The organism is Amycolatopsis sp. WAC 01375, from assembly GCF_003947325.1.
In the GTDB taxonomy this organism is placed as follows: Bacteria; Actinomycetota; Actinomycetes; order Mycobacteriales; family Pseudonocardiaceae; genus Amycolatopsis.
The window spans coordinates 58322-73820 of the sequence record NZ_QHHW01000024.1 but is presented as its reverse complement, the minus strand read 5'-3'; the positions used below and the strand labels follow the sequence as shown (position 1 = coordinate 73820).

Annotated in this window: 20 protein-coding genes and 1 riboswitch; of the genes, 13 read left to right on the top strand and 7 right to left on the bottom strand. The window is 68.3% G+C overall.

Going from position 1 to position 15499, the window contains the following annotated elements:
• Window positions 1–82 precede the first annotated feature (82 nt).
• From DL991_RS12460 to DL991_RS12450, 3 genes are all read left to right on the top strand, one after another.
• Window positions 83–925 (top strand): crotonase/enoyl-CoA hydratase family protein, encoded by an 843-nt coding sequence (locus DL991_RS12460; RefSeq protein ID WP_125784171.1) that lies wholly within the window; start codon window positions 83–85, stop codon window positions 923–925.
• Between the two features lie 37 nt (window positions 926–962).
• Window positions 963–2666 carry an AMP-binding protein gene (locus DL991_RS12455; RefSeq protein ID WP_125784169.1) on the top strand — a complete coding sequence of 568 codons (1704 nt, stop codon included), beginning with the start codon at window positions 963–965 and terminating at the stop codon, window positions 2664–2666.
• A 286-nt stretch (window positions 2667–2952) separates the two neighbouring features.
• Entirely contained in the window at window positions 2953–3711 is a 759-nt protein-coding gene (locus DL991_RS12450; RefSeq protein WP_125784167.1) for a D-Ala-D-Ala carboxypeptidase family metallohydrolase, read from the top strand.
• 5 nt (window positions 3712–3716) lie between these two features.
• On the opposite strand, the gene DL991_RS12445 is transcribed toward DL991_RS12450, so the two are convergent.
• The 4 genes from DL991_RS12445 to DL991_RS12430 are packed head-to-tail and all read right to left on the bottom strand — an operon-like array spanning window position 3717 to window position 7481.
• Window positions 3717–4349 carry an NUDIX domain-containing protein gene (locus DL991_RS12445; RefSeq protein ID WP_125784165.1) on the bottom strand — a complete coding sequence of 211 codons (633 nt, stop codon included), beginning with the start codon at window positions 4347–4349 and terminating at the stop codon, window positions 3717–3719.
• On the bottom strand, window positions 4346–5539 hold the full coding sequence (locus tag DL991_RS12440) for an adenylosuccinate synthetase (RefSeq protein WP_125784163.1): 1194 nt from the start codon (window positions 5537–5539) through the stop codon (window positions 4346–4348). Before DL991_RS12440 ends, DL991_RS12445 begins: the two co-directional genes overlap by 4 nt.
• Complete coding sequence (locus DL991_RS12435; protein ID WP_125784161.1) at window positions 5536–6510, bottom strand: hypothetical protein; 975 nt, start codon at window positions 6508–6510, stop codon at window positions 5536–5538. Before DL991_RS12435 ends, DL991_RS12440 begins: the two co-directional genes overlap by 4 nt.
• A gap of 2 nt (window positions 6511–6512) precedes the next feature.
• Window positions 6513–7481 (bottom strand): adenylate cyclase, encoded by a 969-nt coding sequence (locus DL991_RS12430; RefSeq protein WP_125784159.1) that lies wholly within the window; start codon window positions 7479–7481, stop codon window positions 6513–6515.
• A 109-nt stretch (window positions 7482–7590) separates the two neighbouring features.
• On the opposite strand from DL991_RS12430, the gene DL991_RS12425 reads away from it, so the two are divergent.
• Window positions 7591–8526, top strand: coding sequence for a hypothetical protein (locus DL991_RS12425; RefSeq protein WP_125784157.1), 936 nt, complete (start codon window positions 7591–7593; stop codon window positions 8524–8526).
• 17 nt (window positions 8527–8543) lie between these two features.
• Window positions 8544–8978, top strand: a complete 435-nt coding sequence (locus DL991_RS12420; RefSeq protein ID WP_233598810.1) for a hypothetical protein — start codon at window positions 8544–8546, stop codon at window positions 8976–8978.
• Window positions 8979–9054: 76 nt separating this feature from the next.
• On the opposite strand, the gene DL991_RS12415 is transcribed toward DL991_RS12420, so the two are convergent.
• Both DL991_RS12415 and DL991_RS12410 read right to left on the bottom strand, forming a co-directional pair.
• Window positions 9055–9432: a hypothetical protein gene (locus DL991_RS12415; protein WP_125784155.1), complete on the bottom strand. Its 378-nt coding sequence runs from the start codon at window positions 9430–9432 to the stop codon at window positions 9055–9057.
• A 23-nt stretch (window positions 9433–9455) separates the two neighbouring features.
• Window positions 9456–9809 (bottom strand): hypothetical protein, encoded by a 354-nt coding sequence (locus DL991_RS12410; RefSeq protein WP_233598808.1) that lies wholly within the window; start codon window positions 9807–9809, stop codon window positions 9456–9458.
• Between the two features lie 13 nt (window positions 9810–9822).
• Here DL991_RS12410 and DL991_RS43300 point away from each other — a divergent pair, with 13 nt between their 5' ends.
• From DL991_RS43300 to DL991_RS12375, 7 genes are all read left to right on the top strand, one after another.
• On the top strand, window positions 9823–10032 hold the full coding sequence (locus DL991_RS43300; RefSeq protein ID WP_233598806.1) for a hypothetical protein: 210 nt from the start codon (window positions 9823–9825) through the stop codon (window positions 10030–10032).
• 237 nt (window positions 10033–10269) lie between these two features.
• Entirely contained in the window at window positions 10270–10503 is a 234-nt protein-coding gene (locus DL991_RS12400) for a hypothetical protein (RefSeq protein ID WP_125784153.1), read from the top strand.
• Window positions 10504–10541: 38 nt separating this feature from the next.
• Window positions 10542–11177: a CDP-alcohol phosphatidyltransferase family protein gene (locus DL991_RS12395; protein ID WP_125784151.1), complete on the top strand. Its 636-nt coding sequence runs from the start codon at window positions 10542–10544 to the stop codon at window positions 11175–11177.
• Window positions 11178–11239: 62 nt separating this feature from the next.
• Complete coding sequence (gene gcvH, locus DL991_RS12390; RefSeq protein WP_125784149.1) at window positions 11240–11623, top strand: glycine cleavage system protein GcvH; 384 nt, start codon at window positions 11240–11242, stop codon at window positions 11621–11623.
• Window positions 11624–11748: 125 nt separating this feature from the next.
• Window positions 11749–12216 (top strand): glycogen accumulation regulator GarA, encoded by a 468-nt coding sequence (gene garA / locus DL991_RS12385; protein ID WP_005150023.1) that lies wholly within the window; start codon window positions 11749–11751, stop codon window positions 12214–12216.
• Window positions 12213–12983 carry a MerR family transcriptional regulator gene (locus DL991_RS12380; protein ID WP_199746669.1) on the top strand — a complete coding sequence of 257 codons (771 nt, stop codon included), beginning with the start codon at window positions 12213–12215 and terminating at the stop codon, window positions 12981–12983. The genes garA and DL991_RS12380 overlap by 4 nt, the downstream gene beginning before the upstream one ends.
• 219 nt (window positions 12984–13202) lie before the next feature.
• The gene (locus DL991_RS12375) at window positions 13203–13676 is read left to right on the top strand and encodes a bifunctional nuclease family protein (RefSeq protein ID WP_005150031.1); all 474 of its coding nucleotides are present in this window, start codon (window positions 13203–13205) and stop codon (window positions 13674–13676) included.
• Between the two features lie 168 nt (window positions 13677–13844).
• On the opposite strand, the gene DL991_RS12370 is transcribed toward DL991_RS12375, so the two are convergent.
• Window positions 13845–14459 carry a TetR/AcrR family transcriptional regulator gene (locus DL991_RS12370; RefSeq protein ID WP_125784145.1) on the bottom strand — a complete coding sequence of 205 codons (615 nt, stop codon included), beginning with the start codon at window positions 14457–14459 and terminating at the stop codon, window positions 13845–13847.
• A 297-nt stretch (window positions 14460–14756) separates the two neighbouring features.
• Between DL991_RS12370 and DL991_RS12365 the strand changes: the two genes are divergently transcribed.
• Window positions 14757–15338, top strand: a complete 582-nt coding sequence (locus DL991_RS12365; RefSeq protein ID WP_005150040.1) for a MerR family transcriptional regulator — start codon at window positions 14757–14759, stop codon at window positions 15336–15338.
• Window positions 15339–15384: 46 nt separating this feature from the next.
• Window positions 15385–15486, top strand: a riboswitch (glycine riboswitch).
• Window positions 15487–15499 lie beyond the last annotated feature (13 nt).

Here is a 15499-nt window from a genome sequence, read left to right as displayed (position 1 = left end):
GTAGTACCAGGAAAGCATCTCAGGAGCGGTCGGGCACAGTGGCCGTTGGCAACCTGTCAATCACATGAGTCAAGATGACCTCATGACCGCTACAGCTGACAGTCTTCCCGATCTCGTTTCGCTCAAGGTGGAGATCGACGGGCACGTCGCCGAAGTGACGCTGCTCGGTCCGTCCAAGGGCAACGCGATGGGCCCCGACTTCTGGCGTGAGCTGCCGATCGTCTTCCGCGCACTGGATGCGGACCCGCAGGTGAGGGCGGTCGTGCTGACCGGCAGTGGCAAGCATTTCTCCTACGGGCTCGACCTTCCCGCGATGATGCCCAGCTGGGGCGAAATGCTCGGCGGCGACGCACTCGCGGGCCCGCGCACGAAGTTCCTCGACGAGGTCAAGACCCTCCAGGCGAGCGTGTCCTCCATCGCCGAATGCCGCAAACCGGTCATCGCGGCCATTTCCGGCTGGTGCATCGGCGGCGGCGTCGACGTGATCGCGGCCGCGGACATCCGCGTGGCGAGCGCGGACGCGAAGTTCAGCGTGCGCGAGGTCAAGGTCGCGATCGTGGCCGACCTCGGCAGCCTGCAGCGGCTCGCGCCGATCATCGGCGAGGGGCACCTGCGAGAACTTGCCCTGACCGGCAAGGACGTCGACGCCGCCCGTGCGGAGAAGATCGGCCTGGTCAACGACGTCTACGCCGACCAGGACACCCTGCTCGCCGAGGCTCGCAAGCTGGCGCAGGAGATCGCCACGAACCCGCCGCTGGTCGTGCAGGGCACCAAGAACGTCCTGTCGGCCAACACCGAACGCCAGGTCGCGGACGGCCTGCGCTACGTCTCGGCCTGGAACGCGGCGTTCCTGCCCAGCAAGGACCTCGGCGAGGCCGTCCAGGCCTTCCTCGAGCGCCGCGCGCCCGAGTTCAAGGGAGAGTAGAAAGAACCGGCGGCCACCCAGGACCAGGAGGACGATCGTGAGCGCTTCGGAGGCATACCGCACGTTCCGCGAGGCACGGGACTATCTGCAGGCCCATCGCGAGGACTACGAAACCGCCTATCGAGACTTCACCTGGCCGAGGCCCGCCGAGTTCAACTGGGCTCTGGACTGGTTCGACGTCGTCGCGGCCGACCCGGCCAATCAGGACCGCGACGCGCTGTGGATCGTCGAAGAGGGCGGCATCGAGAACCGCTGGACCTATCCGGAGATGGCGCGGCGGTCCAACCAGGTCGCGAACTGGCTGCGCTCGCTCGGCGTGGCCAGGGGCGACCGGCTGATCCTGATGCTCGGCAACCAGGGTGAGCTGTGGCAGACGATCCTCGCCGCGATCAAACTGGGCGCGGTCATCATCCCGGCTTCGACCCTGCTCGGCCCGGCGGACCTCACCGACCGGGTCGAGCGGGGCGCCGCGAAACACGTGGTGATCCGCTCGGTGGACGCCCACAAGTTCGAGAACGTCGAGGGCGACTACACCCGTATCGCCGTCGGGGAACCGGCCGAGGGCTGGCAGTCCTTCGTGGACGCCTACGAGGAAGCGGACACTTTCACGCCCGACGGCCCGACGGCGGCGGAAGACCCGCTCCTGCTGTACTTCACCTCGGGGACCACCGCGAAGCCGAAACTGGTGCAGCACACGCAGGTCTCGTACCCGGTCGGCCATCTGTCCACAATGTACTGGATCGGCCTCGAACCGGGCGACGTCCACCTCAACATCTCTTCGCCTGGCTGGGCGAAACACGCGTGGAGCAACGTTTTCGCGCCCTGGAACGCCGAAGCGACGGTGTTCCTCCACAACTACGCGCGGTTCGACGCGGTTTCCCTGATGGCGCAGATGGAACGATGCGGCATCACCAGCTTCTGCGCCCCGCCGACAGTGTGGCGGATGCTCATCCAAGCTGACTTGTCCGTGCTGAAGACGCCGCCGCGCAAGGTGGTCGGCGCCGGCGAACCGCTCAATCCCGAAGTGATCGACCAGGTCGAAAAGGCGTGGGGCGTCACGATTCGCGACGGATTCGGGCAGACGGAGAGCAGCGTCCAGATCGCCAACACCCCGGGGCAAGAGGTCGTGCCGGGCTCGATGGGCCGTCCGCTGCCGGGATTCACCGTGGCGCTCGTGGACCCTGTCACTGGCGAGCGGGCGCAGGAGGGCGAGATCTGCCTCGACCTCGAGAAGCGGCCCGTCGGGCTGATGGCCGGATACGCCGACGACGAGGAGCGCTCCGCCGCGGCCTTCGCGAACGGCTTCTACCACACCGGAGACGTCGGCTCGATCGACGAACGCGGCTACATCACCTACGTGGGCCGGACGGACGACGTCTTCAAGGCTTCGGACTACCGGATTTCCCCGTTCGAACTGGAAAGTGTCCTGCTGGAACACGAAGCGGTCGCCGAAGCGGCCGTCGTCCCCGCGCCCGACCCGATCCGGCTCGCGGTGCCGAAGGCGTACGTCGTCCTCACGAACGGACACGAGCCCACGGCCGGCACCGCGCTGTCCATCCTGGCCTTCTGCCGGGAACATTTGGCCCCGTACAAGCGAATCCGGCGGATGGAGTTCGCCGAGCTGCCGAAGACGATCTCCGGCAAGATCCGGCGGGTCGAACTCCGGGGACGCGAGAACGACGCCGCCGAACGGCCGGCGGGCGAGTTCCGCGAAGAGGACTTCCCAGAGCTGAAGGGCTGAGGGCCCGGTCCTGAACTCCGAACACGCGTGATTGGAGACGTAACTCGCGTGTTTGAGGGCGTAACTCGCCCAGCCGGCGTGTTTCGCCTCCAATCACGCGAGTTACGTTTCCAATCACGCGAGTTACGGGTTTGGCCCACGCGTCGTTCATCGGGTCGCGGGCCGTGTGGGTCGAACGACCCACAGTGCGGTAACCGGAACCGCGTTAGCATCCTGTGCAGTGAATCGTTGACAACCCGTGGGGGTCACGGGTCTCACCTTCCCTGTCTTGAAAGGTGTTCCTGTCATGCGCATTCGTTTCCTCCTGCCGATGCTCGCCCTCGTGGCCGGGCTCGGTACCGCGGTCGCCACCCCGGCGGCCGCCGATCCAGGTCCGGTGACGGCGGGCGAAGTGTCCGTCGCCGACGCCTGCTACTCCTGGGGACGCACGTTGTCCGCAGGCGCGTCCGGTGAAGACGTCCGGCAACTGCAAATCCGCGTCGCCGGATATCCCGGTTACGGTGGTGTGCTCGCCATCGACGGCCAGTTCGGCGCGGGCACCAAGGCCGCGGTCACCCGCTTCCAGCAGGCGTACGGGCTGGCCGCGGACGGCATCGCCGGATCGGCCACGTTCACCAAGCTCTACGCGTTGCAGGACGACGACTGCACGCCGGTCAACTTCACCTACGCCGAACTGAACCGGTGCAACTCCGACTGGTCGGGCGGCAACGTCTCAGCGGCGACGGCGAAGGCCAACGCGCTGGTCTCGATGTGGAAGCTGCAGGCGATGCGGCACGCCATGGGCGACCGGCCGATCGACGTCAACGGCGGCTTCCGCAGCGTCGCCTGCAACAACGCCGTCGGCGGGGCGACCAACAGCCGTCACCTCTACGGCGACGCGGTCGACCTCGGCGCGGGCTCACAGGGCTTCTGCGGGCTGGCGAAGCAGGCCCGCAACCACGGGTTCAGTGAAATCCTCGGCCCGGGCTACCCCGGCCACAACGATCACACGCACGTGGCACACCGGTCCACCCGGTTCTGGTCGGCGTCCTCCTGCGGGATCTGACCTCGTCACTCCCAGCGCCACAACGACGGCGGCCGTCCTCCCTTGGGGAGGGCGGCCGCGTGTTCGGTGGTGCGCCGCAGCCCGGGGACCCGCTCCATGGTCCGGCCGAGATTGGCCGGATAGGGGCGGTCCCCGGTCAGCGCTTCGGTCGCGTCCAGAGCCTGCGCCGTCGTGAAGATCGGGCCGAGGAGCCCGGCGGTGAACGCGACGTCCCGCCACAGCTTCTCGGCCAGCATCGGGCGGCAGTCCGCCACGATCCGGTCGTGGTCGAACGCCAGCGGCGGGACTTCGTCCAGTGGAGCCCACACCACGTTCCCCGGTTCGTCTAGCGCGGGATTCACCGTGGCCCACAAGGCGATGGAGAGCGTGGGACCGCGGGGGTCACGGTTCGGCTCGTCGAAGGTGGCGAGCTGTCCCGTCGCCGAGAGCGCGTCGGACGGTAGGCCGATTTTGCCGACCACCGCTCGGTGCGCCGCGTCCCGCAACCGCTCCCCAAGCCCGAGAAGCACCCCCGGCAGGGCGAGTTCCCCCTCGAACGGCTCGGCGGCTCGCGGCGCGATTCCCAGCAATACGGTCCTGGTGCCGGGGGCGAACCGCACCACGAGCACGTCAACGGACACCGGCGTCGACTCGATCACGCGTTGATTGTCGACCTTGCCTCGACGACCCGGTAACCGGCCCTGTCCGGGCCGTATCCGGCGACGGCCACCGGCAGCCGCGCGCCGAACCACGCCGCCGGATCCGGCAGGTCGACGGCGGGGGAGCCGTCATCGGGTACGACCTTCAGCCCGGTCGCGTCGAGGTGGGTCACCGCGAACGCGTCCACGCCGTCGCAGGCCGCGATCGCGTAGTCCAGCAGGGCCGCGTCGAGATGGCCCGCCCGCCACGCGCCCTGGAAGTCGCCGGTTTCGTTGTGTGCCTCCGGAAAACGGGCGAGCACGGCGGCGGACTCGGTCGGCAGCGGCCCCGCGCCGTGCCGAGTGAGATAGGTCCGCGTGACACCCAGTACCGCGTGCGGGCGCCCGGCCAGCAAGGCGCGGGCGTTGTGCGGGGTGGTGGTCGACCAGGTCGTATGCGGGTGGAATCCGTGGTGCTGGTCGAGGAGAACCCCCTGCGCTCCCTCGAAGACCAGCCGTCCGGAGTCCGCCAGCCGCCCTGGCTCGCCGCCGTCGGTGATCCGCACCGCGTCCGCGAAATCGCGGTACAGCGCCACCAGTTCGTCCACGGTGTGCGGTGGCGTGGCGAGCGGTGCGTAGAACCGCGCGAGCGCGTCCAGTTTGCGCCGTAACACCGACGGGGTGGCGCAGTCGGCGACCGTGGGCGCTTCCCCCGGCGTCCCGATCACCTCCTGGCCCTCCACCACTTCGCCCGGCGCGGCCCGCGCGAGCAGCGAGTACCAGACGGTCTCGCCGATCCCCTTCCCACACGAGCCGTGCCGGTTCGCGCCTCGGGCCTCCTCCCTGGCCCGGTTCGCGTAAATGTGGAAGGGGGTCGTGAGCAAGGCACTCCCGTCCACACTCAGCAGCGAGAGCGGATTCCGGACGCCAGCCGCCTCGAGCCGCCGCGCTTCGGCCGCCAGCGCGAACGGCTCGACCAGCACGAACCGCGACAGATGGGTGGGCACGCCGGCGAACGTGCCCGCCCCGAACTGGCTGAACGTGTGGTGCCGCCCGTCCACGACGACGTTGTGCGCGGCCTGCGCGCCCCCGTTGAAGCGGACCACGGCGGTGGTGGGCCGGGCGGCGCACAGGGCGTCGACCACCGCGCCCTTGCCTTCGTCGCCGAAGCCGAGCCCGACCACCACCACGTGTCCGTCCAGGAGATTCATCGCAGCACCACGTCGCTCGGCCCGTCCGGCTCCGGCACCGCCGAAGTGACGACAGATTTGGTGCCCAGCTTCGCCAGCGCCTTGCCGACCGCCTTGCTTTCGGCGACCGAGCCGACGTCCGCGAGGTCGGCGAGCGCCCGGTCGACGTCGACGACCCGTTCCTCCAGCCCGATGGTGGCCGCGATCAGTTCGCACACCGCGCCGGGATCGTCGAGCTTGAGGAAGTTCTGGCCGAGCAGACCGCTCCAGTGCTCGCCGATCTGCGGGTCGTTGTAGTACGACGACTGGTTCGGCAGCACGAAGTAGACGTGCCACTTACGGGCCAGCTCCCGGTACACCGACGCCGGGTCGATGTCCTCCCGCACGTCGTCCCCGATCACGTGACGGATGTGGCGGGCCTCCAGCGCGGGCTTGTTCAGTTCGTCGCCGATGATGAACAGATAGCCCTTGCGGCCGCGGTTCTGCCAAGCGTCGGTGACCACGTGCCTGGCCATGAAGTAGGCGGCCAGCTCGTAGGATTCGCTCTTCTGCCCGCCGCCACCGCCTTCGAGGAACATCGTGCGCAGCTGCTCGTCCATCCGGTTGTCCGATTCGAACTGCCCGATCTGCAACGGGACCCGGTCGCTGTCGGCGTCACCGATCGCGCCGAACAGGACCTGCGGGTCGGCCAGGTAACCCCGGCGCTTGAGCAGGCCGTGCAGTTTGCCGAGCTTGCCCTGCATGATCCGCGGCACCCGGCGCATCGAGCCGGTGACGTCGAACAGCACCGCGATCGGCGTCGAATCGGTGTGGTCGGCCGAATCCCGGCATTCCCGGACGGCGTTCAGCGGGTCGAGCGCGGGCGCGACCTTCCACTCTTTCGCGGGTTTGGAGCGGAGATCGGCGGTGTAGCCGAAATCGTCCTCGCCCTTGGCCGCGCGGAAGGTCCTCGCGGCGGCGTAGGCGTTGTCGTCCCAGTGTCCGTGTCCCATGGTCAGGCTCCTGTCTCGGGGATGGTGAAGGGTCGGAAGGTGCGGGGGCCGTACAGGTCGTCGAGCAGTTCGTCGTACTCGTCGAGCAGATCGGCAGCTTCGGGTCGTTGCGCCGGGATGTCCTGGGTGCACCACGTCGCGAACTCGCGTTGGCGGGTCTCGTTCGGCGCCAGTAGTTCCAGCATCATGCGGTGGAGCATGTGGACGTCCGTCGCCGCGGTCATCGGGAGTCCTTTGTGGACTTCCGGCGGGTACTGGATGGACTTGTCCGCCGCCAGCGGGAGCACACCGTCTTCGACGGCGAAGGACCAGCCGGCGAGGACGATGCCGTGCTGTCCCGGATGGACGAGCACGTTGTCCGCGGTGAGGTGGCCGTGGACGACGCCCGCGCGATGGGCGCCCGCCACGGCACGCAGGAGGCGACGGTGCATCCACGCGTAGTCGCGGCCGTCGAGCCCGCCAGGGAAGGCTTTCCCGATGTCGGCGAGCGTGACGAACCCGTCGACGAGCGGATCGAGGACGCTGAAGGCGCGGTCGCCCCGCGCCACCGGACCCGAGGTGTCGAGCAGCCGCGGGTAGTAGGGACGCAGCCACCGGTGCCGTTCGGTGAAGCCGTCGAGCGTGCGCAACGCCGCCCACTCGGCGTGGATCAGCGGGTTGAGCGCCGGGTCGCGGACGAGTTTGACCAGATGAGGGCCGGTGGTCCGGTAGGTCGTCGCGACGCTGCCCACCGCGAGCGGCTCGGCGAGGGTGTACGCCGAGGTCGCGGTGGTGACCGTCTGGCGCCGGGCTCGTTTCCACTCGTCGTGGAGGTGGTTGAGGGTGGCGGCGGCCCGGTGGGCGCGGTCGTCGCCGGGGTTGCGGTCGGGGTGGAGCACGGCCGCCAGTTCGCGGTAGCGATGGCGGGTGAACAGAGCGGCCGCGTCGACCGTGTTCTCGATCATCGACACGGCGTCTTCCCTGGTGAGCATAGTTTGAGTCTAGACGACTCTTACTTCGATCCGCAAGGGGGTGGGTACAAATCCCGTGCCGCTCGGCGGCTTCGGGCAATAGACTGGGCGAGCCGAACAGGGGGTGTTGGTGGTCGTCCGCGAACCGGATCGGAAAGACAGGCAGCGCACGAACACGATGATCACCGCGTTCGTGATCGGGATCGTCTGGGGAACCGTCGCGGCCTTCGCCGGGCGGTGGACCGTCGAGGGGTTGGCCGGCACGTACGACGTGCGCGCGGTGATCTCCGAGTGGAACTCCACGACCAGCGAAGGACAGCACGGCCCGCATACCAGCTACGACGTCCTGGCGATCGCCGAAGACGGCCGCGCGATCGAATTGCCGACACGAGACACGTTCGGCCTCGCTGATCCGGTGGTCGCCCGGCTTTCGTCGGTGACGGACCGGGTTTTGTCCGTACGCGGGGCCACCGACGTCGTGGAAGCCCACCATCCGTGGGAAAAGATCGCGGCGATGTCCCTCGGCTTGGCACTCCTGGTGCTCGCGGCCATCGTGCTGGTCAAAGTGGCGAGACCGGGGGGCGCGCGGAAGGCGCCGCCGTTCGTCGCCGGGCTGGCCTTCGCCGCGTTCGTCGTGCTGACGCCGGTCGGGTTCGGCGGGACGGCCTACGGTGAGGCGGCCGACCCCGTCCCGAATTTCTGGGAACTCCGGCGCGACTTATGGGGGCCGCCACCGGTGTTCGCCCGTGGACAGACCGCCGTCTCCGGGGAGGCGGCCGTGCGTGTGCTCGACAGCAGGCCCGGACCGCCAGAGGGTGCCGAGGCGTGGTTGAGCGGATTCCACGTCCTCACCTTGCGGATCGAGGCGTCCCGCCTCGGCGACACGCCGCTGGAGCTGGCGGCCGACGAACACGGTGAGCCGGAGCGGGTCAAGGACTGTGCGGGCGCTCCCGGCGCTTTCGACGGCACCACGGGTCTCGTCTGTTTCGTGGTTCCGCCCGGATATCGGCCCGAGTACCTCCTCGTCGGCAAACTCGAGCGGGAAGTCCTGCTGAAGCTCCAGTGATCGACGAAAGGACTCCAGTGCCGGAAAATGCGCGGAAGCCCGGAGTTCTTTCCTCGGCGCTTTCGACCGTTATCCCCTTTCTGCTGATCTTCGGTCTGGTCTGGGGCTTCCTCGGTTCCGACATCGGTGAACTGAGCACCGGCGAGGACGTCACGGTCACCGAGATCTCGGGGTGCACCTCGGAGGGATCCGCGGTGAACGGCCAGACCCCCTACTGCTCCGGGAAATGGCGCTTCGCCGACGGTCGTACCGGAGGCGGCCGGATCCTGGGTGAGGAGATCGCGCGGGGTGACACGGTCTTCGCCGGTGACGGATTCGCCTACCGGACGAGATCGCCGTTGATCTGGAAGGTCTCGGCAGGTGGCGCGCTGGGTCTCTTTCTCGTCGGCATGGTGATAGTGGGCGTCGTCCTGTACCGGTTGGACGTCGGCAAGCGGCGTCGCGAGGACTGAACGTGCGTCCGGCCACAGTGGACTGTGCGGCATTGGGAACCTGGAACAGAAACCGCGCGCCGGGTCAGGCTCGCGCTCAGGAACGCGTCGCTTCGATCTGGCGCTCGTCCTCGGTCGAGCAACTCGTCACCGGATCGTTCGGCCCGCTTCCGCATGTCCAGGCGCCGATCACCACCGGACCGGGCCCCTGCGGCGACGCGGCTTCGGCGGGCGTCAGCTTGGTGAAGTAGTCCGTGAGCACCTGAGTCGCTTCGGCACAGTCGGTCTTCCCGTGTGCGACGACCTTGTTCTTCGCGCCTTGGAGCCCGGCGACCTCGCCGCAGGGCGTCCCGGCGGACGCCGAGGCGGCGGCAGGGGAGGACGGCGCCGGCGCGGCGGCGGGAGCTGGATCGGCTCCGCAACCGCTCAGCAGGACGATTGCGAACGCGGCGGGAAGTACGGCGAGGCTCTTCATGGGCCCTTCTTCTCGGGGATGGTTCATTCGACGGGGACGACGGCGGCGAACACGTTCTGTTCGCCCTTGCCGCAACTGGTGCCGCCTTGCGCGGCGGGAGCGCCGGAGACGCACAGCCAGCCGTCCACGGTCTCGCTGACGGGTTCGTCCGAGCCCGCGGACTGCCGTCCGGCGATCCTCTTGTGGAACGAACCGACGATCCCGGTCGCGTCCGCGCACGAGACCCCGGGTCCGTTGAGCACCTGCAAGGTCAGCCCGCTGGCCGCGGTGACCGTGCCGCACGAACCCTGAACCGGTTCAGCGGGTTTCGGCTGGGAAGTGGGAGGCGGGGCGGCGCGGCTCGGCGGGGTCTGCGACGGGATCGGTGGCACCGACACGCTCGACACCGCAGTGGGGACCGAGGGAGGCGAGGCCGACATCGAGGTGACAGGCGGTGGCGGATCGTCGCCCGAACAGGCGGCGAGCGTTCCGGCGACGGCGCAGGCCGCGAACAGGCGCCGCCACGTTCCCGTGGTCGTCGAGACGGGCAAGGCGATCCTTTCGTCGGCCGGTCGTGGCCGGCTCATTCTGACCCGGCCGGGCCCGAAGCCGTGGCATTGAGCCACGTTCGATTCGCGGGAGGCTATCGCGCCCCCGGTGCCGCGATACGCGAGGACCGCCCAATAACTGTCCATTGTGGACGATTAACATGCCGTTCACAGCGCGACAACACCCCACTGTCGTTGCGAACCGATCGGACGAATCCACGCCGGACCCGTTAACGCGCGGCGCCGTTCTGCCGAAAAGAAAGGTAGCGCTCCGGCGTGTCCCAGTCCCCGTCACGAAACCGTGAGAGTGATGAAGACCGACGAACAGACCGACCCCGCGTCACCCCAGGCCACCGCACCGGCGAGCACGGAGCTGCCACCGACGGCACCGTGCACCGTCGTCTGGTGTGGCGGCCGCCCGTACGTCCTCGAAAGCTCCGCCGGCCACAATCGCTGGGTCGGCACCGATCACCGGGGCAGGCCCGTGGCGCTGACCAGCGCGGACCTGCAACGCCGCGGCTGGACACACACCCGGGCCAGCTGACGCGGGAGGGCGTGCGCGCCACTGGCTAGGCTGAGCGGGTGAGTACGCCCCCCGAACCGAGCGTGACCAGCGAAGAGCCTTCCCTCTGGCGGCAGGCCCTGAACGTCCCCAACATGCTTTCGATCCTCCGGCTCGCCGGGGTGCCGGTCTTCCTTTGGCTGCTCCTCGGCCCGAAGGAGGACGGCTGGGCGCTCGCGCTGCTCGTGTTCAGCGCGCTCACCGACTGGCTCGACGGCAAACTCGCCCGCTGGCTCAACCAGATGTCCCGGCTCGGCCAGCTGCTCGATCCCGCCGCCGACCGGCTCTACATCCTCGCGACCCTCATCGCCTTCCTGATCCGCGACATCATCCCCTGGTGGCTGGTGGTCCCGCTGGTCGTCCGCGAGGCCGTGCTGGGTGTCTGCGTACTGCTGCTCCGGCACCGCGGCTTCGCCCCGCCGGAGGTCACCTACATCGGCAAGGGCGCCACCTTCGTCTTGATGTACGCCTTCCCCTTCCTGCTGCTCACCCAGGGCGGATCCGACATCGCCGCGATCGCCCGGCCGATCGGATACGCCTTCACGGCGTGGGGCGCGGTCCTCTACGTCTATTCAGGCGTGTTGTACGTCGTCCAGACGGTGCGGGCGCTGCGAACGGCCGAACCCGGCGAGTTGCGGGAGGCGGCGGGCGCGTGACCCGGCGGGATGCGAAACTGCGCGCGTCGGTTTCGAGTGAGGGCTGAGAAAGGGGAGCGGCGTTGTCCACTCCAGAAGAACTGCGGTACACCGAGGAGCACGAGTGGGTCTCCGTGCGCGATGGCGGGCTCGTGCGCGTGGGCATCACGGAGTACGCCCAGGATCAGCTCGGTGACGTGGTGTTCGTCGAACTTCCCGAGGTCGGCAAGCAGGTCGGCTCGGGGGACACGTTCGGCGAGGTCGAGTCGACCAAGAGCGTTTCCGAGCTGTTCGCCCCGCTCGACGGCGAGGTGGTCGCGGTCAACGACGCGGTGACCGAGTCGCCCGAGCTGATCAACAGCGACCCCTACGGCGAGGGCTGGCTGATCGAGCTCCGTCTCGACGACGCGAGCTCGGTGGAATCCCTGCTGGAGGCCGAGGCCTACCAGGCGCTGATCAAGGAATAGCCGCAGGCCGCGGCCCTTCGGGAAGAGTAGGGGGAGCCGCGGGCCGGAGATTCGATCAGGCACGGTACGTTTGACCTCCACACGTTCTTGAGTAGCGGCAACACACATGCGTTAGGAGAGCTCAGGTGAGCACGAACGACGGGCCCGGCGTTCCCCCGGAGCAGTCTCCGGAGCGGACTTCTGTCTTCCGGGCCGACTTCCTGGCCGACGTCGAAGGCACTGAGGCTCCTCCGGCTGCCGAGGCCCCTGTCCAGGGTGTGGACGCGCTGCCCGCGGGTTCCGCGCTGCTGGTCGTCAAGCGGGGACCGAACGCGGGTTCGCGCTTCCTGCTGGACCGCGACACCACCAGCGCGGGACGGCACCCGGACAGCGACATCTTCCTCGACGACGTCACGGTCTCCCGGCGGCACGCCGAGTTCCGCCGTGAGGGTGGCGAGTTCGTCGTCATCGACGTCGGCAGCCTCAACGGCACCTACGTCAACCGCGAGCCGGTCGACCAGGCCGTCCTCGCCGGTGGCGACGAAGTCCAGATCGGCAAGTTCCGCCTGGTCTTCCTGACCGGCCCGGGTCACGGGGGCCAGGGGGCACGGTGACGGCGGCCGGGCGGCCTGATCGGGATGCGTCGCAGCGCGATGGGTTGAGCATCGGGGCCGTGCTGGCACAGCTGCGCGGCGACTTCCCCGATGTCACCATCTCCAAGATCCGGTTCCTCGAGGCGGAGGGTCTGGTCCAGCCGGGCCGGACCCCGTCGGGGTACCGGCAGTTCGCTCCGGCGGACGTGGAGCGCCTGCGATTCGTCCTGTCCGCCCAGCGGGATCACTATCTCCCGCTGAAGGTCATCAAGGAACAGCTCGACGCGGCGGATCAGGGCGCCGCGTCCGCTGAGCACACCGCGGCGATGCCGCGGTTGCCGCGCAAACTCGTATCACTCGACTCCCCGGGGGAGAACGGCGGACTGCCGTCCCCCGGGGATTTCGAGACCGATCGAGAGATCAGGCTGACCGAGGAAGATCTCCTCCGCCAGGCGGGCATCGACGCCGCCACCCTGGCTGAGCTGCGGCAATACGGTCTCGTCCGCCCAGGCGCGGCGGGGTTCTTCGATCCCGACGCGGTCCTCGTGGCGAAGACCGTGAAAGCGATGACCGAATTCGGTATAGAGCCGAGACATCTGCGTGCCTTCCGGGCCGCGGCCGACCGCGAGGTCGGCCTGCTGGAGCAGATCGTGACCCCCGTGTATCGGCATCGTGACGAGGACGCCCAGGCGAGGGGCGACGAGGTCGTCCGGGAGCTCGCCGCGTTGACCGTGGCGTTGCACACGCTCTTGGTGAAGGCCGGAATACGGGCAGTCACAGGCGGTTGAACCGCTCCAGGGGATCGGGAGCCGTTGTGAGGCCACTTGTCAATGACTGAATGTTCGGCAGCCTATGCCGTACCGTGAGAGTTGGTTTGCCACAGGCGAACCGAGAATGTCGGAGACAGCGAGCACAGCGCTCGGAAGACGGGTAGCGTCGGGATCGCCGTCGCTTGGTCGTCGAGACAAGCGTTGCAGCCCGTGCGCACGAGAGGGAGGCGAAGCCCGATGAGCGAGATGCGCGTCGTCGGCGTGCGGGTGGAGCTACCCGCGAATCAGCCGATCTTGTTGCTACGGGAAACCGAAGGCGAGCGTTACCTGCCGATCTGGATCGGCTCGGTCGAGGCCACCGCCATCGCCTTGGAGCAGCAGGGAGTCCGCCCGGCCCGTCCACTCACCCATGACCTGCTCAAGGAGGTCATCGGGGCGCTGGGCCGTGAACTGGAGCAGGTCGTCATCACCGACTTGAAGGAAGGCACGTTCTTCGCGGAACTGGTCTTCGACGGGGACATCCGGGTTTCGGCGCGGCCGAGCGATTCGGTGGCGCTGGCGCTGCGGGTCGGGGTCCCGATCCACGCCGTCGACGCGGTGCTGGAGGAAGCGGGCCTCATCATCCCCGACGAGCAGGAGGACGAGGTCGAGAAGTTCCGCGAGTTCCTCGACTCGGTCTCGCCGGAGGACTTCCGCGGCGCGGACACCTGAGCACATCCTGGGATTTCGCACGAGGGGCGGCGCCACCGGCGCCGCCCCTCGTCGTATGTGCGGTCGTGAGGGCCGCGGTGAGGTGTCGGTACAGGTGGTCGTGAGTGGCGATTCGGGTTCTAACCCGAATCGCCACTCACGACGGACCGCGCCCGACCCCACCTGCCGTCAGGCGGCGGTCGCCTTGACGAACAGGTCCGCCAGCTCCCGCCCGTACCGCTCCAGGTCCAGTTTCCGGTCGGCCGCGAACTTCGCCGCGACGCCGTCGATGGCCTGCGCGATGGACAGCGCCATCACGTCCGGCGCGAACTCGCCGAAAGCGCCTTCCTGCTGGCCCTGCCGCAGCTGGCGTTCGAGCCTGCCGGTCCGGAACTCCTCGACGATCGGCGCCGACATGAACCAGCCCTCGGCGTCCGAGCCGCTCGAAGCCATCTCGACCATGACCCGCACCAGTTCCGGGTACGAGCCGAGGAACGCGATCTCCGACTCGATGTAACCGCGCAGCAGCCCGGCCCGGTCGGTCGTGCCCTGGATCCGTTCCTCGAGGAACTTGTCCTTCATCCCGGTCGCGGTGGTGACCACGGCCTGCATCAGGCCCGCCTTGTTGGTGAAGTGGTACGAGATGATCCGGGTGCTGGAGAGCCCGGCGCGCTCCTTGATCTTCGCGAACGACGTCTTGTGGTAGCCGAGGTCGGAGATCGTCGCGATCGTGGCCCCGATGATCTGGGCCCGCCGGGCCGCCTCGGTGACCGACAGCCCCAGCTCCGCCTGAACCTCTTGCATGGCACTTTGAGTGGAGGGATTTACTTGCATGAGTAAAAATTAACACGACTGAGTAAAGATGGCAAGCGTACGGCCGAACGGGGGACGGTGCTCGACAAGCCTCAAGAAGAGCTTGAGGCCGACCGCGCGTCGCGTTGACCGGTTTGCCGGACGCGCTTACCGTCAATGAGAGTGAATCGCCAAGGTGTGATTCGGATGTCTGGGGCATTCGTCTTGACGATGAACTCCGGTGCGGGCTCACGTGGGTCCGCGCGGCTTTGTTCGCCGGCCGCCAGGTCGGGCGAGGGGAGGCATGGCGTGGTCGAGGCTGGTAGCCCTCAAGAGCCGCTCGTTCCGGTCGCTGACGGCGAGCAGGGCGAGCTGTTCCCCGACTCTTCCCTCCCGGACGAACTCGTCGGTTACCGCGGTCCCGCAGCCTGCCAGATCGCCGGGATCACCTACCGGCAGCTCGACTACTGGGCCAGGACGAAGCTGGTCGCGCCGAGCATCCGCACCGCACACGGTTCCGGTTCGCAGCGGCTCTACTCGTTCAAGGACATCCTCGTCCTGAAGGTCGTCAAGCGGCTGCTGGACACCGGCGTCTCGTTGCAGAACATCCGCGTCGCCGTCGACCACCTGCGCCTGCGCGGCGTCCGCGACCTCGCCAAGGTCACCCTGTTCTCCGACGGCACCACCGTCTACGAGTGCACCTCGCCCGAAGAGATCGTCGATTTACTCCAGGGCGGGCAGGGTGTCTTCGGGATCGCGGTCAGCGGCGCGATGCAGGAGATCAGCGGCACCATCCACGAGTTCCCGGCCGAGCGGGCAGACGGCGGCGTGATCGAAACGGTCACGCCGGACGAGCTCACGCAGCGCCGTAACGCACGTCGCACCGGCTGATCATGAAGCCGCGCGGGCGGCAGGGTAGGCTCACTTCCGCGGTCGACGAATCCGCGCGGGAGAGACCGAGCCGATAACCGTTGAGCTCGGCGCCGAAGGAGCAAGTCCTCCCCGGAACCTCTCAGGCACCCTGGACCGCGCGGAAGAGACGCCTCTGGAAA